This window comes from Sphingobium xenophagum (genome assembly GCF_002288285.1).
GTDB lineage: Bacteria > Pseudomonadota > Alphaproteobacteria > Sphingomonadales > Sphingomonadaceae > Sphingobium > Sphingobium xenophagum.
Genome location: NZ_CP022745.1, coordinates 1,408,183 through 1,426,216, shown reverse-complemented (window position 1 = coordinate 1,426,216; position 18,034 = coordinate 1,408,183). Strand labels below are relative to the sequence as shown.

General features: G+C 62.3%; 16 protein-coding genes. 10 read left to right on the top strand and 6 right to left on the bottom strand.

All coding sequences use genetic code 11. The features are described 5' to 3' along the window. Position 1: 1 nt before the first annotated feature. Positions 2 to 754: an SDR family NAD(P)-dependent oxidoreductase gene (locus CJD35_RS06920; protein WP_017181702.1), complete on the bottom strand. Its 753-nt coding sequence runs from the start codon at positions 752 to 754 to the stop codon at positions 2 to 4. 217 nt (positions 755 to 971) lie between these two features. Between CJD35_RS06920 and CJD35_RS06915 the strand changes: the two genes are divergently transcribed. The 8 genes from CJD35_RS06915 to CJD35_RS06880 all read left to right on the top strand — a co-directional run bounded on the left by CJD35_RS06915 (position 972) and on the right by CJD35_RS06880 (position 8,158). Further along, the gene (locus tag CJD35_RS06915) at positions 972 to 1,589 is read left to right on the top strand and encodes a TetR/AcrR family transcriptional regulator (RefSeq protein ID WP_017181703.1); all 618 of its coding nucleotides are present in this window, start codon (positions 972 to 974) and stop codon (positions 1,587 to 1,589) included. A 2-nt stretch (positions 1,590 to 1,591) separates the two neighbouring features. Next, positions 1,592 to 2,389: a helix-turn-helix transcriptional regulator gene (locus tag CJD35_RS06910; protein ID WP_017181704.1), complete on the top strand. Its 798-nt coding sequence runs from the start codon at positions 1,592 to 1,594 to the stop codon at positions 2,387 to 2,389. Positions 2,390 to 2,455: 66 nt separating this feature from the next. Beyond that, positions 2,456 to 2,878, top strand: coding sequence for a Zn-ribbon domain-containing OB-fold protein (locus tag CJD35_RS06905; RefSeq protein WP_017181705.1), 423 nt, complete (start codon positions 2,456 to 2,458; stop codon positions 2,876 to 2,878). Continuing rightward, entirely contained in the window at positions 2,875 to 4,023 is a 1,149-nt protein-coding gene (locus CJD35_RS06900; protein WP_017181706.1) for a thiolase family protein, read from the top strand. The genes CJD35_RS06905 and CJD35_RS06900 overlap by 4 nt, the downstream gene beginning before the upstream one ends. Positions 4,024 to 4,027: 4 nt before the next feature. Continuing rightward, positions 4,028 to 5,206 carry an acyl-CoA dehydrogenase family protein gene (locus tag CJD35_RS06895; protein ID WP_017181707.1) on the top strand — a complete coding sequence of 393 codons (1,179 nt, stop codon included), beginning with the start codon at positions 4,028 to 4,030 and terminating at the stop codon, positions 5,204 to 5,206. A gap of 17 nt (positions 5,207 to 5,223) precedes the next feature. Further along, complete coding sequence (locus CJD35_RS06890) at positions 5,224 to 6,399, top strand: acetyl-CoA C-acetyltransferase (RefSeq protein ID WP_026002146.1); 1,176 nt, start codon at positions 5,224 to 5,226, stop codon at positions 6,397 to 6,399. Between the two features lie 3 nt (positions 6,400 to 6,402). Next, a complete protein-coding gene (locus tag CJD35_RS06885; protein ID WP_017181710.1) occupies positions 6,403 to 7,401 on the top strand; it encodes an acyl-CoA dehydrogenase family protein in 999 nt (332 codons plus the stop codon). 10 nt (positions 7,402 to 7,411) lie between these two features. Further along, positions 7,412 to 8,158, top strand: coding sequence for an SDR family oxidoreductase (locus CJD35_RS06880; RefSeq protein WP_026002147.1), 747 nt, complete (start codon positions 7,412 to 7,414; stop codon positions 8,156 to 8,158). 2 nt (positions 8,159 to 8,160) lie between these two features. Here CJD35_RS06880 and CJD35_RS06875 read toward each other — a convergent pair whose 3' ends face one another. The 5 genes from CJD35_RS06875 to CJD35_RS06855 form a co-directional block, all read right to left on the bottom strand. Beyond that, on the bottom strand, positions 8,161 to 9,645 hold the full coding sequence (locus CJD35_RS06875) for a DUF1254 domain-containing protein (protein WP_017181712.1): 1,485 nt from the start codon (positions 9,643 to 9,645) through the stop codon (positions 8,161 to 8,163). Continuing rightward, entirely contained in the window at positions 9,642 to 10,940 is a 1,299-nt protein-coding gene (locus CJD35_RS06870; RefSeq protein ID WP_017181713.1) for a spinster family MFS transporter, read from the bottom strand. Before CJD35_RS06870 ends, CJD35_RS06875 begins: the two co-directional genes overlap by 4 nt. 91 nt (positions 10,941 to 11,031) lie before the next feature. Beyond that, positions 11,032 to 13,917, bottom strand: a complete 2,886-nt coding sequence (locus CJD35_RS06865) for a TonB-dependent receptor plug domain-containing protein (protein ID WP_026002148.1) — start codon at positions 13,915 to 13,917, stop codon at positions 11,032 to 11,034. A gap of 67 nt (positions 13,918 to 13,984) precedes the next feature. Then, positions 13,985 to 15,067 carry a phosphotransferase family protein gene (locus CJD35_RS06860; protein WP_017181715.1) on the bottom strand — a complete coding sequence of 361 codons (1,083 nt, stop codon included), beginning with the start codon at positions 15,065 to 15,067 and terminating at the stop codon, positions 13,985 to 13,987. Beyond that, positions 15,064 to 16,245, bottom strand: coding sequence for an acyl-CoA dehydrogenase family protein (locus CJD35_RS06855; protein ID WP_017181716.1), 1,182 nt, complete (start codon positions 16,243 to 16,245; stop codon positions 15,064 to 15,066). Before CJD35_RS06855 ends, CJD35_RS06860 begins: the two co-directional genes overlap by 4 nt. Positions 16,246 to 16,485: 240 nt before the next feature. On the opposite strand from CJD35_RS06855, the gene CJD35_RS06850 reads away from it, so the two are divergent. Together CJD35_RS06850 and CJD35_RS06845 are read left to right on the top strand one after the other, a co-directional pair. Then, on the top strand, positions 16,486 to 17,193 hold the full coding sequence (locus CJD35_RS06850) for a carboxymuconolactone decarboxylase family protein (RefSeq protein ID WP_026002150.1): 708 nt from the start codon (positions 16,486 to 16,488) through the stop codon (positions 17,191 to 17,193). A gap of 41 nt (positions 17,194 to 17,234) precedes the next feature. Beyond that, entirely contained in the window at positions 17,235 to 18,032 is a 798-nt protein-coding gene (locus tag CJD35_RS06845; RefSeq protein ID WP_017181718.1) for an enoyl-CoA hydratase/isomerase family protein, read from the top strand. Positions 18,033 to 18,034 lie beyond the last annotated feature (2 nt).

Genomic DNA, 18,034 nt, shown 5'->3' with positions numbered 1-18,034 from the left:
TTCAAAGACCGCTTACAAGATGCCCGCCATCCACGGCGATGACGGAACCTGTCATGTAATGCGACTGATCGGAACATAGCAGCAGCAGCGGCCCATCCAGATCCTGCATCTGACCCAGTCGCTTTTGCGGAATGCGCGAGATGAGTCGCTGGCCCGCTTCGGACGCGAAGAAATCCCGGTTGAGGTCAGTCTCGATATAGCCGGGCGCTAGCGCATTGACCCGGATGTCGAGCGTGGCCCATTCCAGTGCGAGCGCCTTCGTCAGCTGGATAAGGCCGGCCTTGCTGGCGGCATAGGCTGCCAGTCCCTTGGACACGCGCTCCCCAAGGATAGAGGCCACATTGACGATCGTGCCACCCCTGCTCCGCATTGCTCTCGCGGCCTGTTGGGCCACAAGGAAAGCGCCGGTCAGATTGGGCTGAAGCACCTGCGCCCATTCGGTCGCGTCAAGATCGAGCGCCGCACGGGTATGCGCGACGCCCGCATTGTTGACGACGATCGAAAGCGCGCTTGGGATGTCCCGTTCAATCTGCCCAAAGGCTGCCATGACCGCTTCCGGATCAGTCACGTCCATGGCGACAGGGATGCAATCTCCGCCCTCCTGCTCAATTTCATTGGAGAGCGCGCGAAGCGCGTCGATGCGGCGCGCCGCAGCCAAGACGGTTGCCCCCTCCCGCGCCAGCAGGCGAGCGAAATGCCGGCCCAAACCCGAACTAGCGCCGGTGACCAGCGCTGTCTTGCCTTCAAGTTGCATTGTTCGCGTCCTTATGCTTGCAATCCTGTGATCCAGCCGTCATCCCTAGAACGAACCGACCAGACGGTCGACTTACCTTTTGGAGAGGTGGGATGCATCCGCTCGGTCAACTGGGTCATCATCGATTGTGATCCGGCGACCGTTCGGGCTATCCAATGGCCAGAACGAAAGGCGTCGGCCAGGCTGACCGGCGCAGACATAGGGAACAAAGCCGACAATGGCGCGACAAGCAGCAAAGAAACGGCAGACGACTGAAGCGCATGACGAAAAACGCAATGAGATATTGAGGCATTGCGCGGCGCTGTTCGACCGGGTCGGATATCACAAGGCGTCAATGCAGATGCTCGCCGACGAGGTGGGCCTCGGCAAGCCGACCCTTTATCACTATTTCCCAAGCAAGAATGCCATTCTCTTTGCGATGCACGATGCGCACATGAGCGCGCTGCTGGCCGGACTGGATGGCGAGGGAGAATCGGACGATCCGCTCGATCGCCTGCGCGCCGCCTGTATCGACATATTGCGCCAGATAGCCGAGCATCCGGGTTATGTCCGGGCCTTCATGGATCATTATGAAGATCTCGAAGGCAAGATGCGCGACCATATCCGGACGCAACGCAACGCCTATCTTCAGCGGATGCGCGGGATTATCGAACAGGGGATCGCAAATGGCCATTTCCGGCAATGCGATCCCGGCCTTACCACGCTTGGCTTCCTGGGCATGTGCAACTGGGCCTATAAATGGTACCCTCCACTGGCGAAGCGCAGGCCGCCCGAAGATGTCGCCGACGCCATCTGCCAGCCTTTCTTCGAGGGGCTGAGCCTCAAGAACCACTGACCATGTCCGCAACCAACCATTCCTGCACGATGCCGTCCCGCGATTTGATCGACGCGGTCCGCTTTTCGGAACCTGGCGGCATAGCACCGGCGGCAGAGCGGCTGCGCGACGCCGTGACGGAGATTTGTGGGCTAAGCACGGCGGTCACGCACAATGTGGCCTCACGCGAACCGATGCGCGACGGCAATGGGGCTATCCTTGCAAGCGAGATATTCGGCTTTCGTGGCGCCGAATCGCGCTGGTGGGAGGTGCCCCAACTCGCCCTTTCCTCCCCGATCGTTCACGCATGTCGGGTGGAAGCCGAACCCTTCTGGTGTAACGCGCACGGCTTTCGAACCCGCCTGCCCAACCCGCTGCTCGACATCATCGATCTGCACGATTTCCGAATCCGGGCAATGACGGCGGCGGCGATCGTGGTTCCGATCCACCTGCCATTCGGACAGATCGGCGCGGCGAGTTTCCTGTCGCCCGATCCGGAAACCAATGACCTGTCCGATGCCTATGTCCGCGCCGCCGATGCACTTGCTGTGCTGGCCCGCGCGTTCGTGCAAAGCTATGTCAAGGTGACGGCGCGCGCGAGACCGGGTCTGGGGAGCATATCGTTGACCAAGCGCGAAGTTGAATGTCTGCGCTGGGCGGCTGCCGGAAAGACGAACGAGGAAATCGGAATCATCCTGGGCCTGCAACGCACGACGGTGCGGTTCCACATCCGTTCGGCGTCAGTAAAGCTGGACGCCGTTAACCGCGACCAGACGATGTTCAAGGCGGCGCAGCTCGGCTTTCTGGGGATGATCAACTAGCCGCTGTCGCATTGGTCAGAAGCCGACCGAACGGTCGGGCGCTATATCTTCGGAAGGAGATAAGCCGTGCCCGAAACCATGTCCATTCCGATCGCCGATGACCTGATCTGCCCCTATGGCGAGGGCATTGCCCTGCTTGCATCCCGCGATCGTGCGACCGGTCGGCTCAGCTTCCCGGCGCGGCCAGCGAATGACACGCGCTACGCCCAAGTGGTGCTGCCGCGAACCGGCCGGCTTTGGTCGTGGACGGTGCAGCGGTTTCGCCCCAAATCGCCGCCTTATGCTGGCCCGGAAGCGTTTGAGCCTTACGCTGTGGGCTATATCGAACTGGACGATGCCTTGATCGTCGAGGCCCGCCTGGTCGACGTGGCATTTGACGCTCTGGAAATCGGCATGGCAATGCGGGTCGTCCCGCTGCCGTTCATGCTGGCGGACGGTACGCCACGCACCAGCTTTGGCTTCGCTCCCGATAAGGGCGCCCAGGCATGAGCGAGGATGTCTTCATCGTGGGCGTAGGAATCCATCCCTTTGGCCGTACGCCGGGCCTCTCGGGCCTTCAGCAGGGCGTGTTCGCCGTCCGGCAGGCGCTCGACCGTGCGGGGCTCTCATGGCCCGATGTCCAGTTCGCCTTCGGTGGATCGGATGCTGCGGGGAATGCGGACACGATGGTGTCGGAACTGGGGCTGACGGGCATCCCCTTCATCAATGTTGCCAACGGATGCGCGACCGGCGGTTCGGCCATGTTCGGTGCCTACAGCACGATAAAGTCCGGCGAGTTCGACCTTGGGCTGGCCGTGGGTTTCGACAAGCATCCGCGCGGCTCCTTTTCCCCGCTGCCGGCGGATTGGGGATTGCCGGACTGGTATGGTGAGACGGGGCTTATGCTCACCACCCAGTTCTTCGCCATGAAGATCCAGCGCTATATGAGCCTGTATGGCATAACGCCGCCTATGCTGGGCGCGGTCGCCGAAAAGGCGTTTGCCAACGGGGTTCTGGCCGACCATGCCTGGCGGCGCGAAGCTGTCGACATCGACACGATCCTGAATGCGCAAATGGTCAGCGATCCGCTCACCAAATTCATGTTCTGCTCGCCGGGAGAAGGCGCTGTGGCGCTGTTGCTGGCCAGCGGCAGAAAAGCCCGCGAACTTGGCCTTCCGGCCGTGCGGCTACGCGCCGCAGCCGTTCGCACCCGGCCTCCTGGCTCGTTCGAGGTATTCTCGCCGGCGCTTGATCTGGAGCGGGGCGGATCGCCTACCAGCGTGGCGTCCCAGGCGGCCTTTGCCATGGCGGGGGTCGGGCCGGAGGATATCGATATTGCGCAGCTTCAGGACACCGAAGCGGGCGCCGAAATCATGCACATGGCCGAAAACGGCTTTTGCGCGGATGGCGATCAGGCTGCATGGATCGCAGAGGGACGCACGCGGATCGATGGCCGCTTGCCAGTCAATACTGACGGCGGGTGCCTCGCCTGCGGAGAGCCGATCGGCGCATCGGGCCTGCGCCAGGTCTATGAAAATTATGTGCAACTGACCGGACAGGCCGGCGCGCGGCAGGTGCCCGGCAAGATTCGCCTTGGCTACAGCCATGTCTATGGCGCGCCCGGTGTTTCCGCCGTTGCGATCGTGGAACGCTAAAGCGATGGATCTGGCTCTTACCGATCAGCAGTGTGCATTCCGGGACGATGTTCGCGCATTTCTGGCATCTTCCCTCTCGCCGGAGCTGCGACGCGGGGCGGCGCTGACATCGGGCGTGTTCGCTGAACCCGATATAGCGCGTGAATGGCAGGCGATCCTGGAAGCCGAGGGATGGCTCGTCTATCACTGGCCGACGGAGGCGGGCGGGCCGGGATGGACGCCAATCCAGCGCTGGATATTCGAGAAGGAATGCGCAGACGCAGGCGCGCCGGTCTTGCCCGGAATGGGCCTGAAGCTGGTGGGGCCGGTACTCTACACATTCGGCACACAGGCGCAGAAAGACCATTATCTTCCGCGCCTGCGCACAGGTGAACATATATGGGCGCAGGGTTTTTCGGAACCGGGCTCAGGCTCCGACCTTGCCAGTCTGCGGACCCGCGCTGTGCGCGACGGCGACCACTATGTCGTGTCGGGCCACAAAATCTGGACGACGCAGGCCCAATATGCAAACCGGCTGTTCGCTCTGGTCCGCACCGATACCGAGGTAAAGCCGCAGCAAGGCATCAGCTTCCTGCTGATCGACATGGCCCTGCCGGGCGTGACGGTAAAGCCGATCCTCAGCGCATCGGGCGATCATGAACTGAACGAGGTGTTCCTCGACGAAGTCCGGGTGCCGGTTTCGGAGCGCGTTGGCGAGGAAGGGCAAGGCTGGTCGATCGCCAAATTTTTGCTGGAGAACGAACGGGGCGGCTCCAGCTTCGCCCCGCTGCTTCTGGCTGATCTAGAGCGATTGCGCGCATCGGCAGGGCCGCTGACCGGCGAACTGGCCCATCGCGCCATCCGCCTTCAACTGGAGGCGGAAGCGCTCGAGATGACCGAGTTGCGGACGGCGATGGAAATCGAGCAGGGCGCAGCGCCTGACCCGCGCAGCCTGATCACCAAGCTGTTGGCGTCCGAAATCCGGCAAGGTATCGAGGCGTTGGCGGTCGACGCCTTTGGCCTGGCCGGCCTTCAACTACCCGTCCAACGCCCATTTTATGGCGAGGACGTGCCGACCCCTGTCGAGTCGGCCCAGGCTCAGATCGCGGCGGCGCGCTACCTCAACGCCCGCGCCTGGTCGATCTTTGGCGGCACCAGCGAAATTCAGCTCACACTCATCGCGAAGGCCGCGCTCGGCCTTTAGACAAAGAAGGATGCATCATGCCTGAAGCCTATATCGTTTCCGCACGCCGGACCGCCGGTGGCCGCCGCAATGGCCGCCTTGCCGGTTGTCATCCAGCCGATCTGGGCGCACTGATACTGGATGCGCTGGTGGCGGACGCGGGTGTCGATCCTGCGGCGATCGACGATGTCATCATCGGCTGCGTCAGCCAGGTGGGCGAACAGACATTCGCCTTCGGTCGCAATGTCGTGCTTGCTTCAAGCCTGCCCGACAGCGTGCCGGCCGTGACGATCGACCGGCAGTGCGGATCATCCCAGCAGGCGGTGCATTTCGCAGCGCAGGCGGTCATGTCCGGCCTTCAGGACATCGTCATTGCAGGCGGCGTCGAAAGCATGACGCGCGTGCCGATGGGATCAGCCATCACATTGGCCAAGTCTGGCGGTATCGGCGCCAATCCTTTCTCCGAAGCCATCCAGCGGCGCTATGGGGTTGCGATGTTCAGCCAGTTTGACGGTGCGCAGATGATCGCCGACAAATATGGCTTCACCCGCGACGATCATGACCGTTTCGCGCTCGAAAGCCATCAGAAGGCGACGGCGGCGATGAAGGCGGGCGCATTCGACCGGGAGATCGTGCCGGTGCCCATCGTAACTGCGGACGGCGAGCAGGCAGTGCATGATCGCGACGAAGGGGTGCGGGCCGATGCATCACTGGAGTCGATTGGCTCGGTCAAGCTGATCAGCGAGGGAGGCACGCTGTCCGCCGCCGCTGCGAGCCAGATTTGCGACGGCGCTAGCGGCGTGCTCGTCGCATCCGAAGCGGCGGTTCGGGCGCATGGCCTCAAGCCCATCGCCCGCATCGTCAATCTGGCGGTGACGGCTGGCGACCCGGTGATCATGCTGGAGGAACCGATCCCTGCAACCCGCCGCGTTCTGGATCGCGCGGGCATGACGATGAAGGACATCGACCTGTTTGAAGTGAACGAAGCCTTCGCATCCATCCCGCTGGCCTGGATGAAGGCGCTTGACGCGGACCCGTCCAAACTGAACGTCAACGGCGGCGCAATCGCGCTGGGTCATCCGCTCGGCGCGACCGGCACGAAGCTGATGGCGACGCTCATCCATGCGCTCAAGGCGCGCGGCCAACGTTACGGTCTCCAGACCATGTGCGAAGGCGGTGGTATCGCCAACGCCTCGATCATCGAGGTGCTCTGAACCATGAACCTCGCGCTCAGCGATGAGCAGGCCATGGTGCGCGACATGGTCCGCCGCTTTCTGGCGGACCGATATGACGCCACGACCATGGCGAAGGGGCCGATGCCGCTTGATGAGTGGCGCGCACTCGGCGAGCTTGGCCTGTTCGCCTTGCTGATGCCGGAACAGGCAGGTGGCCTGGGGGGCGGCGCAGCGGAAGTGATGATCGTGTCGGAGGAGATGGGACGCGCCCTCGCCATCTCCCCGCTCGCTGAATCGATCCTGCTGTGTGGCCGAGCGATCGTCGGCAGTCCGGCTGCTGAACGCTGGGGCGAACGACTCTTGCAGGGAGATGCCCTGCTGGCGTTCGCACGGGGCGGAGAATGTGCGGACGGAAAGCTCAGCGGATCGGCGGCCATCGTCCGTGACGGGATGGATGCTGACGCTTTTGTGGTGGAAGCAGCGACGGGCGGGCTATTTCTGGTCGACGCCATGGATAGCGCAGTCCGCAGAACGCCGGTTCGCCTGGTCGACGGGAGCATGGCGGCCCAAGTGCATTTCGATGCGGCGGAGGCCGTGGCGCTCACACTGCCCGCTACCCAATGGGATGAAGCGCAGGCCCTTGCCGGGCTCTCGATAGTTGCCGAACTGGTGGGTGCGATGGCGACTTTGCTGGACCTGACGGTCGATTATGTCGGGCAGCGGCGGCAGTTTGGCAAGCCGATCGCCAGCTTCCAGGTCGTCCAGCATCGCTGCGCCCGGATGTACACCTGGCTGGAGCAATCCCGCTCAATGCTTTTGAAAGCGGCGTTGGTCGAGGAGGATATGCGGGTCCGGACCGTCACGGCGGCGAAGGCCTATGTAGGGGATGCCGCCTTGAAGCTTGCGGAAGAGGCCGTGCAATTGCACGGCGGCATGGGCGTGACCGATGAACTTGCGGTCGGACGCGGACTGCGCCGTGTGCTTCTGCTATCGCGCCTGCATGGTGGCGGCGCTGCCGCGCGTGAAGCTCTGGCAGCCTGAAAGACTGGTCATGGCAGCGAAAGGCAGGGTTGAAGGCAAGGTCGTCCTTGTGACCGGAGCTGGGCACGGCCTGGGTCAGGCCGATGCCGAAGCCTTGGCGCGCGAGGGCGCGCGCGTCGTCGTCGCAGACGTCGACGAGCAGGCGGCGCGGCGGGTCGCCGATGCGCTTCCGGCGGCCATGGCCCTGCATCTGGACGTGACCTGCGAAACGCAATGGCAGGCTTCGTTGGCGAAGATCATGCAGGTCCATGGCCGTCTCGACGCCCTGGTCAATAATGCCGGCATCGCCCGCTTCGAAACCGTCGAGCAATCCTCGCTTGAGTCGTTCCGCCGCGTGACTGCGGTTTCGGCGGAAGGGACGTTCCTGGGGTGCAAGACATGCCTGCCAGCGCTCGCGGCAAGCGGGGCCGGGTCGATCGTCAACATCGCATCGGTTGCGGCCATTCGCGGCAATCCGGCAGTATTCGCCTACAGCGCGGCCAAGGGAGCCGTCCTCTCCATGACGCGCAGCCTGATCGTCCATTGCCAGCAGCAAGGCTATCCCGTTCGCGCCAACATGGTTCTGCCTGGCTCTCACGACACGGAGATGGTCCGTCAGGCTTATCATTTTGCTGCACCCGAATTGCGTGAAGCCGCCCGTCGTCATGAGGGCAAGCCGCAGCATGTCGCGGATCTGGTCCTGTTCCTGGTATCCGATGAATCGATCCGGTTGAACGGCGCGGAGATCGTCATCGACAATGGCCGGATCGTGGCCTGATGTCAGGGCGTTCCGCAGCCTTCTGAACCGGGCGTGCTGGCCATGTCGATCGGCTGGATGGCTGGTGGATGCCATTGCGCGTCCACCGCCCGATGTTGGGGTCGATAAAGGCGCATCATCAGCATGAATGGTTCGCGCGGCGCCGGAAGCCAGTTGCTCCGCTTGTCCGCGCCGGGATCTTCATTCTGGATAAGAAGGCCAAGCGAACCATCCCTTCCGTAGACAATGCCCGGCGTCCGGTCGCCTATCGAATAGCGGTTGATGGAGTTGGCCGCCAGAAATCCCTTTTCATAATAGAGCGTGATGGACCAGAAACCGTCCACTGGCGGCAGATCCTGCTTGCGAAAGCAGAGGATATATGTGTTCCGACCGTCAAGCTGTCGTCCCTGCGCATCGAGATGGGCGACCGGATACAGCGCCTCGTCCTTGTCCAGCACATAGATTTGGTCCATCGCCACGGCCGCTCGCAACAGGAAGTCATCGCCAAAGCGGGAGCCCGCATAGCTGGTCGACCATCCGCCAGACATCGTGCCCAGATGGCGTGTCTTCTCCCGAATGATCGCCAGCCCGTCGGCGACGCCATGCTCCATGGCGGCACGCACGGACGGCGACAGCTGCGCGTAGCGAAAGCCATTGTCTATCGTGAGGCCGATCGGACGTAGCGATGCAATCAGGCCAGCATCCTCTTTTGAAACGCGCCAGTCTTCAAGCACCGTGCCGAGGTCGGCGAGAAGCGCCAGTCCCTTGGGCACATCATCCGCCTCACTGGCCAGAATGCGTTGGGATGCAATGGGTGCCTGAACGAGCCGGTTCGGACCCAACCATTGCCGCAGCCTTATCTGGTCCTGCAACCGGTGGACTTTTTGCAGATCCTGCGGTCCATCAACGAGGACGCGGCCCGCCACCATCAGATAGCGCTGCGTGCTGCGAACAATCTGTGCGCCCTTTGGAACATGACCCCGATAATCCGGTCCGACGATGAAAATGGGGGGCAGCTTGCTGCCATGACTGCTCTGGCCAAAGGATGTCAGGGTCGAACTATCAGCCTCGCCGAACTGAAAGACGTAGTAACGATGCTTGAAGTTCGGCGTGTCGAGTTGGAACGGCCCATCTTTCGTGTCCAGAAAGGCGAGGCTGTACAGCGTGTCGTTATTGGGTGCGACGCCAATTCGCGTATCAGGTCCGGCAAGGTCGCGCGCCTGCCCGATCCGGTTGATCGGGGCCGTGGCGACAGTCTTGGGACGCGGCGCTAGGGGGTGGCTGGGCTGGGTTGCCTTCTCCCGCAACTGCGCCGCGCGCACCAGGGGATAGCCCCATATCGTGGCCCGAACGGCCAGCATATAGGGGGCCGTGCTCTCTCCCGCAAATAGCTGCTGCGTATTGGCCGGGCTGGACGGCTGCCCTGCGCAGACCGGCGTGACGATGATATTCATCGCGAGCGCAAGCCACACCGCGAAGGCGCGCAGGGATGGTACGGATATGCTCAAGGCTTCCGAAGATCCGCCGCGTAAAAGCGGCAGGCCCAACCAATACAACCAGCGCCCGCAAGCGAAAACAGGATGACTGTCGCCAGCGCATAACGCAGCGACGTGACCTGCATCCCGTCCGTCGCTGCCAGGTAATCGCTGAGGAATCCCGTCACCGCTGGCCCCAGGCCCAACCCGAACAGGTTGAACACGAGCAATGTCACGGCAGAGGTCAATGCCCGGATACGGGGCGGGACGATGGACTGCGGCACGCCGATGATCGGGCCATAATAGAAGAACATGAGCATCGTCGCGACGAAACCGAACGCCAAGGAAGCTGTAAGCGAGGGAATGAGAAACTGGGCCAGCGCTGCTGGCACCATCAGCAGCATCGCGACAGCGCTGACCCAGATGCGGCCAGAGGGATTGCGCGATCCCGCAGCGTCCGACAGGCGACCACCCAGATAGATGCCAACGCCGCCGCCCAGTCCGTTCATCAGGGCCAGCCAGGACGCAACATCGGCAAGCGGCATGTGATGGACACGCATGTAGAAGGGCGCGGACCAGCTCATCATCGCATATTGGGCAAAGGCGTGGAGCGTGGTGCCAATCAGCATGAAGCGATAGGTCCGCAGTCGCCACAGGAAAAGCATCGCTTCGCCCACGGGAGGCGCGCCATCCGCCTTCGCAGACGCCGCCGATCCGGTGCGCACAGGTTCCTTGACCAGCAGCAACATAAGCGGGGCCAGAGCCACACCCGCAACGCCAATCACACCGAAGGCAAGCCTCCACCCCAATGCCGAGGCGATCCAGCCGCCCGACGCATAGCCGAACATAATCCCCGCCGGAAGCGCCAGCCCCCACAGGGCTAGCGCCGTGACCCGCTTTTCGGGCGGATAATAGTCAGCGATGATGGAATGGGACGCGGGCACTGAACCCGCCTCCCCCAGCGCGACCCCGATGCGGAAGGCGACCAGAGACCCAAAGCCGGTGGCCAGGCCCGAAAGTGCTGTCATCCCGCTCCATGTTGCGAGCGAGGCGGCGATGATGTTGCGGCGATTGAATCGATCCGCCAGGCGCGCGATCGGAAGGGACAGCGTGGCGTAGAACAGCGCGAAGGCAAGGCCGGTGAGCAGTCCAAGCTGGCCGTCGCTCAGCCCAAGTTCACGCTTGATCGGTTCCTGAAGCACCGACAGCACCGTGCGGTCGATATAGTTGAACATGGACACGAGGCCCAGCATGACCAGCATCGTGCGGCGCAGCCTCGCATCGGACGTCGGCGGCGGCACGGTGAGGCCGATGGGAGGGCTGTTCATGCGACTACCTCTTGAAAGGCTTTGTGATTGAAGGGAGGCCCGCACCTGGCGCGCCTCACCGAATTATCGAACATCCCTGTCCAGTGGGCCATCAGAACTTGAAACGAACCCCCGCCGTCAGTGTGCGTCCGGCGACATTGTAGAGCGTGAACAATGTCGGGTAGAGAAGTCCCGGCGCGGCGGCGGCGGCTACCAGCGGGGGCTTGCGATCAAGCAGGTTCGTCGCCGTCACGAACAGCTCCGGCTCCCCGCGGACGTCGAATTTATAGGAAGCCGTCGCGTCGGTATAAAAGACAGGCTTGATCGCCGGCACCGCGTAGAAGGAGGTCGGATCATTCTTCAGGTTGCCGATGGTCACCTTGCCGATCATCTGCTCCTGCACGAAAAGCGTCAGACCACCATTGGTGTAATTGGCGCTGAGCGTCCCCCGGAACTTGGGATAGGCATAACCGGTCTGGCTGTTGACGCCATGGCCCGCATAATCGATCACAGGCGCAATCGAGTTGGTCTGCGTCTTGTAGCGATCCAGATAGTTGGCAAAGGCGCGCAGCGTCAGATCACCTTCGCCCAGCTTGGTGCGATACGACATGGTGATGTCGAGACCGCTGGTGCGCAGGAAACTGATATTCTGTGTAATCAGGCTCACGGAAATCGGATAGTTGGCGGCCGTCCGGTCGCTGAATGGCAGCGGCCGTTCGATCAGGGCGCAAGTGGGCGAGGTGCCGTTAGACGTTTCGCATTCATTGACCACGTCGTTCAGCCCCTGCGTGGCGATGGCGCCCTTGATCTTGAGGTCATAATAATCGACCGAAATGTCAAAGCCAGGCAGGAAACTGGGGCTGAGGACCACGCCCGCGGCGAATGTATCGCCGGTTTCCGGATCAAGGTTGGGATTGCCGCCGCTGAACTGGCGGATCGAACCCGGCGTCCCGGTGTGCGGATCGTTGAAGTTCACCGGCTGGGTCTGAACACCCGCAAACAGCTCGAACAGCGAAGGCGCGCGAATATCGCGTGAGCGCGTGACACGGAACATGATGTCGTTGATCGGCTTGTAGACAGCGCCCACCTTCCAGGTCTTGACGCTTCCGCTGGTGCTATAGTCGGTGATACGGAAGGCACCGTTGAGGCTCAGTTCCTCGGCAAAAGGCTGGCCTTTGAATACCGGAACCTGCGCTTCGGCAAATGCTTCCTTCACGTTGAGTTTGCCAAAGGCCGATCCGACATTGGTGTTGTTGAAACGGGTCTGGCGATTGGCCGGCACGCCACGCAGGCCGGTGAAATCGACAGGCACGGCGGGATCGGAATTGGACGTGAGATCAAGCTTCTGTCGGCGATATTGCGCTCCGATGGCGACCGTGACCGGCCCTGCCGGAAGCTCGAAAATATCGCCACGCGCCGAAACCACGAAATCGTCCGTGCTGTTCATGGCCCGATAGCGCGAAACGCCAAGGACCGTTTGCAGATCGGCGGCAGATGGCGTCCCCGCCCCGAACACATTGAGCGGTGTGCAATTTGGATACAGGCCGGGGTTGGTGAGCGTCACGCGGCATACGATCGAGCCGTTTGGCGCACGCACTGCGTCAAGCGCGGCTGCAAGCTTGGGAACCTCAACCTGCGTCTGTGCAAATTTGGTGACGGATTTGCCATGGGTGTAATCGGCGGTGACGTTCCATCCGCCAAGGTTCCACTCAAGCCCGCTGTTGATCAGATAGGCGTCGGTCGCTTCGCGCGTCGGGATCGGTCCCTGTTCAGCGATGAAGCGGAACATGGCGAACGAATCATTGGGGCCCATCTGGGCTTGCACCGCGGGATTGAGGAAGGCGTTGCCACTGAAGAAGCGGAAGCCGAGCACCGATTGCGCCTGCGTGTCATAGCTGGTGACGCTGCGCGAATAGCTGCCCTGGACATGGGCGGTCAGCGTATCCGTCATGTCATAGGCGATGCGGCCAAAGCCCTGCGTCGTCGTCAGGGGGGCGATCAGCTGGTTGAAGCCGGGGATATAGAGGCCATCGCCGCCGACATTGGTGCCAGGCGTGCCGGTGGGCGTGCCGCGCTGGATCGGTCGCACGGCCCCGCCAGGCAGGAAGATCGAATTCGTGAGCGAGGGGGCCGTGCTCGACGTGATGATGCCATTATTATAGTCATTTGTCGTGAAGCGCAGGTTGGGCAGGAAGGTGAACGGGTTGCCCGCCCGACCCGGCGCCACTGTCGATCCGGGAACCGACCCCACGGCTGCATAGGCGTCATCGCCATAGACGCGCGCGCTGCGATTGATGCCGTCGCTGTCAAAACGCTCGATGGAGGCAAGCACATGACCCCGGTCGCCTGCAAAACTCATGCCCCCAGCGATGCCGATGCGATAGTTGCCCAGATCTCCGCGCGTCGAAACGCCGCGCTGCGCCACGCCCTTCACGCCCGTGAATTTCTTGTCGAGAACGAAGTTGACGGCGCCGCTGACCGCGTCGGACCCATAAACGGCTGAAGCACCGCCGGTCACCACATCGACGCGCTGGATCAGCAGCTGGGGAATAGTGTTGACGTCCACCGCGCCCCGGAAGGTCGTGGGCGGCACGCGAATGCCGTCGAGCAGGATCAGCGCACGGGTCGGGCCAACGCCGCGCAGATTGAGCAGGTTGCCATGCTCGCCGCTATTGCCCTGCAACTGACTGTTGGATTGCGGGCTGACCGAATTGGCGAACTGCGGCAGCTTGTTGATGGCATCTGCCAGATTGGTGGGCGTCGCCTTCTCCAGTTCCGTGGTAGGCGCGACAGTGACGGGCGTAGGCTGGTTATAGCCGTCGCGCACCACGCGCGTTCCGGTGACGATGATGTCTTGCGCGGATGGCGCAGCGGCATCCGCCGCTGGCGTGGCGTTGGCTGCGGTCGCGGCAGATTGCGCATGCGCCGGCGCGACTATCCCGGCAAACGCGCATCCGGAAAGGAGCGCTACTCGGCCTATTTGAAACCTTTTCATCATCATCTCTCCCTCAGATTTGAGCTATTTTGTCTTGCGCCCAGATATTTCTTGTTGCCCCATCACACGGTCAGCCTGCGCCAGCCTCCTGCGCTGCCAGCCAGGCGGCCTTGGCGAGCGGCTCGATCCGCGTGACGATGTCGCTGGCATTGTTTGCGGTCTGCACGCCGTCGCGGGCACGCCCCGCAATCCCTTGCAGGATCGCCGCAACCCGGAACAGGTTGAACGCGCGGTAGAAGGGATGGGTCGGATCGCCCCGAAGACCCGTTCGCTCGCAATAGCGACGGGCATATTCGTCTGCGCTGGGGATGCCGAGCGCGGCGAGATCAGCCCCCTGCAACGTCCCGCGCACATCCACCCCCTCCGGCCTGAACCATTCCATCATATGATAGGTGAGGTCGCCGAGCGGATCGCCGAGCGTGGACAATTCCCAGTCGATGACCGCCAACACCCTGGGCTCGGTCGGATGCACCAGCAGATTATGGAAGGAATAATCTCCATGGATGATCGTGGTGCGTTCGTCGGTGTCCGGGATGGCGTCGGGCAACCATGCGAGCAGCCGGTCCATCTCTGGAATGTCGCGGGTGCGCGATGCCTCATATTGCCGCGACCAGCGGGAAATCTGCCGCGCAAAATAGTTGCCCGGCCTGCCATAGTCGGCAAGCCCAAGCGCCGCGAAATCGACGAGGTGCAGGCGGGCGAGCGTTTCATTGGCCGAATCATAAATGGCGGCGCGCTGGGCACGGTCGAGGCCGGGCATGCGCGGATCCCAGAAACTGCGCCCCGGGACATAGCGCATCACATAGAAGATGCTGCCGATGACATCCTCATCCTCACACAGCAACAGCGGCTCCGCCACCGGCAGCCCGGCTTCATGCAGGACTTTGGTTATCCGATATTCGCGATCCACGGCATGAGCCGACTTCAGCAGGATGCCGGCCGGTTTGCGGCGCAGGACATAGCTGTGATCCGGTGTCGACAGGAGGAAGGTCGGATTGGATTGCCCGCCTTCAAACTGCTGAACCCGCATCGGCCCCGAAAATCCGGCAATCCGGCCAGAAAGATAGGCGGCCAGGCGGGCCTCGTCGAAGGCGCTGTTGACGGCGACATCGACCGTCGAGCCGATCGTCGCGGCAGGCTGCGCGCCGCTCACGCCCCCTTCCCTTCGGCATATTTGGCCAGCTCCATTCGGGCAAGCTGCCGCTCGTGCACCTCGTCCGGCCCATCGGTCAGGCGCACGATGCGGGTATTGGCCCACAATTCCGCCAGACCGAAATCATCACTGACACCGCCGCCTCCATGCGCCTGAATTGCGTCGTCGACGATCTGCTGCGCCATTTTGGGCGCGGCAATCTTGATCATGGCGATCTCCGCGCGCGCGGCCTTGCTGCCGACAACATCCATCTTGTGGGCTGCCTTGAGGCAGAGAAGGCGCGCCATCTCGATCTCGCAGCGCGCTCTGGCGATCCGCTCCTCCCAGACCGAGTGTTCGGCGATCACCTTGCCAAAAGCCCTACGCGACAGGAGGCGGCGGCACATTTTTTCCAGCGCCACTTCCATCGTTGCGATGTTGCGCATCGTGTGGTGAATACGACCGGGACCAAGACGGCCCTGCGCGATTTCAAACCCGCGCCCCTCGCCCAGCAGCATATTTTCCGCCGGGACGCGAACATTGTCCAGCGCCACTTCGAAATGCCCGTGGGGCGCGTGATCATAGCCAAAAACGGGCAAATGGCGCACCAACGTCACACCGGGCGTGTGACGAGGCACGAGGATCATCGACTGCTGCCGATAAGGCGCAGCGTCAGCATCTGTCTTGCCCATGACGATGAAGAAGTCGCAACGCGGATGTCCAGCACCCGACGACCACCATTTCCGGCCATTGATGACGTAATCACTGCCATCCCGGCGAATATCGGTCTGGATATTGCGCGCGTCGGAGGAGGCGACGGCCGGCTCCGTCATCAGGAAGGCGGAGCGGGTTTCCCCATCGCGCAACGGCACCATGAAGCGCTGCTTCTGATCTGCCGTGCCGTAGCGGTGCAGCACCTCGAAATTGCCGGTATCGGGCGCCATGCAGTTGAACACTTCGCTGGCGAAGGAAATCCGCCCCATCAATTCGGCGATCGGGGCATATTCGACATTGGTGAGGCCAACACTGGTGAAAAATTCATCGTCATGCTCAGATGGCGGCATGAAGATATTCCACAGCCCCGCTTGTCGTGCCTTGCCCTTGAGTTCGTCGAAAATCGGCGGAATTTCGGTCCAGCGATCAATCGCGGCGGACTGCTGGTGATAGAGGGGAACGGCAGGAACGATGTGCTCCTCCATGAACGCTCTTACGCGCTCCATCCACTCCCTGGATTTAGGCGATTGTTCGAAATCCACGCATCCACTCCAGATATACCGCCGGATTCGAGCCGGCTCACCCCCTTCTTTAGGACTCACCCGACCGATCGGTCGAGACATAAATAGTCGACCGACTGGTCGGCTGTCAAACTGGTCAGGAGAGAAATTTTCGGTTGACGCCCGACCAGTCGGTCGATCATTTGGATGGCAGGAGAGCATGCGATGACGAATAGCCCATTGATGGATGTCGCCCTGCTGCGGGGCTATGCGCCCTACACGCTGGCTGGCTATGCCAGTTTCCGGTCGGTCATCGAGTCGGATGGCGCGGTTCCCGCGAAACTGAAAGCGCTGTTCGCGACCGTGGCTGCGGTTGATCGCCGCCACCTCACCCTTGCCCGGCAGGAAATGGAACGGGGCGTCGCACTCGGCCTGACGCCGAAGGACGCGACCGCCGGGCTGATCGTGCTCTCCAGCCTTCGCGGCGAAGCGGCGGCACTCGATTTCGCACAGATCATCAGCGACAGCTTTGACAATGTGCAGGCTCCGCAGCCGCAACCATTGCCAAAGGCAGGCCATGGAGAGGCAGAGGCGAATTTCCGCGCCTATTGGGCAGGCGCTATTCCAGCGCCATTGGGCGCCCTGATGCGGCTCGTGCCCGAAGCGGCGGACGCCTATTACCTCATGCGGCGGGGCAGCATCGACGCCAACCCATTGTCCGCCAAATATGGCGAGCTGCTTTTGCTCACCATTCTTGCGGCCGGATACAGTCCGATGGCGGCAACCCATGTGCGCGGCGCGCGCAATGCGGGCGCCAGCGACGAGGAAATTGCCGAGGCGGTGCTTTGTGCCGTCCCATCTGCGGGAATTGCTGCGTGGATGGCGGTGGGGGGGATGCTCGCCCCGCCGGAAGAGGGCGGCATAGCGCGCTGAAACAACCAGTCTTTTTTACATCTTTGCCAAGGAGAAGTTACATGGAACCGGAAAAGGACGTCATCCAATATGAAGTGGCCGATAACGGCATCTGCACGATCTGGCTCAATCGCCCCCATGTGAAGAATTGCGTGAGCCCGCAGCTTCTGCGCGACCTTGAAACGGCGGTGGACAAGGCCGCAGAGGATAATTCGGTCCTGGCCGTCGTATTCCGCGGTCGCGGCAACACCTTCTGCGCGGGTGCCGACCTCGGCCAGCTGGTCGGTCCGGTGCTGCACGAAACCAGCACGTCGCTTCAGCTCGCGATCGATTCGGCGCGCACCTACGACAAGATCTACAACATGAAGAAGCCGACCATCGCCTGCGTCGAAGGCTATGCGGTCGCCGGGGGCTTCGAGCTGTTCATCTCGTGCGATTTCGGCATCGCCGCCGACGACGCCAAGATCGGCGACTTCCACATCCGCCGCGCACTGTTCGGCGGCGCCGGCCCGATCTATCGCCTGCCGCGCTACATCGGCATGCGCAAGTCGAAGGAACTGATGCTGACGGGCAAGCTGCTTTCGGGCAAGGAATGCGTCGAATGGGGCCTGTGCAATGCGTCCGCGCCCAGCGATCAGCTTGAGCAGTTGATCCAGGATTTCTGCGCTCCGCTGATCGACAAGAGCCCCTTCTGCATGTGGATGACCAAGATGGCGGTGAACCGCGGTATGGACGCCGACACCAACTCCCTCATCACGCTGGAAACCATGACCTGCAACGTGGTGCACCATTCGGCCGATGCGAAGGAAGGCGTCGCGGCGTTCCTCGAAAAGCGCCAGCCGGTCTGGACGGGCAAATAAGC

Coding starts and splice junctions, on each gene's coding strand:
- CJD35_RS06920 (WP_017181702.1), bottom strand. CDS start 754: ATGCAACTTGAAGGCAAGACAGCGCTGGTCACCGGCGCTAGTTCGGGT.
- CJD35_RS06915 (WP_017181703.1), top strand. CDS start 972: ATGGCGCGACAAGCAGCAAAGAAACGGCAGACGACTGAAGCGCATGAC.
- CJD35_RS06910 (WP_017181704.1), top strand. CDS start 1,592: ATGTCCGCAACCAACCATTCCTGCACGATGCCGTCCCGCGATTTGATC.
- CJD35_RS06900 (WP_017181706.1), top strand. CDS start 2,875: ATGAGCGAGGATGTCTTCATCGTGGGCGTAGGAATCCATCCCTTTGGC.
- CJD35_RS06895 (WP_017181707.1), top strand. CDS start 4,028: ATGGATCTGGCTCTTACCGATCAGCAGTGTGCATTCCGGGACGATGTT.
- CJD35_RS06890 (WP_026002146.1), top strand. CDS start 5,224: ATGCCTGAAGCCTATATCGTTTCCGCACGCCGGACCGCCGGTGGCCGC.
- CJD35_RS06885 (WP_017181710.1), top strand. CDS start 6,403: ATGAACCTCGCGCTCAGCGATGAGCAGGCCATGGTGCGCGACATGGTC.
- CJD35_RS06880 (WP_026002147.1), top strand. CDS start 7,412: ATGGCAGCGAAAGGCAGGGTTGAAGGCAAGGTCGTCCTTGTGACCGGA.
- CJD35_RS06870 (WP_017181713.1), bottom strand. CDS start 10,940: ATGAACAGCCCTCCCATCGGCCTCACCGTGCCGCCGCCGACGTCCGAT.
- CJD35_RS06865 (WP_026002148.1), bottom strand. CDS start 13,917: ATGATGAAAAGGTTTCAAATAGGCCGAGTAGCGCTCCTTTCCGGATGC.
- CJD35_RS06855 (WP_017181716.1), bottom strand. CDS start 16,245: ATGGAGGAGCACATCGTTCCTGCCGTTCCCCTCTATCACCAGCAGTCC.
- CJD35_RS06850 (WP_026002150.1), top strand. CDS start 16,486: ATGACGAATAGCCCATTGATGGATGTCGCCCTGCTGCGGGGCTATGCG.
- CJD35_RS06845 (WP_017181718.1), top strand. CDS start 17,235: ATGGAACCGGAAAAGGACGTCATCCAATATGAAGTGGCCGATAACGGC.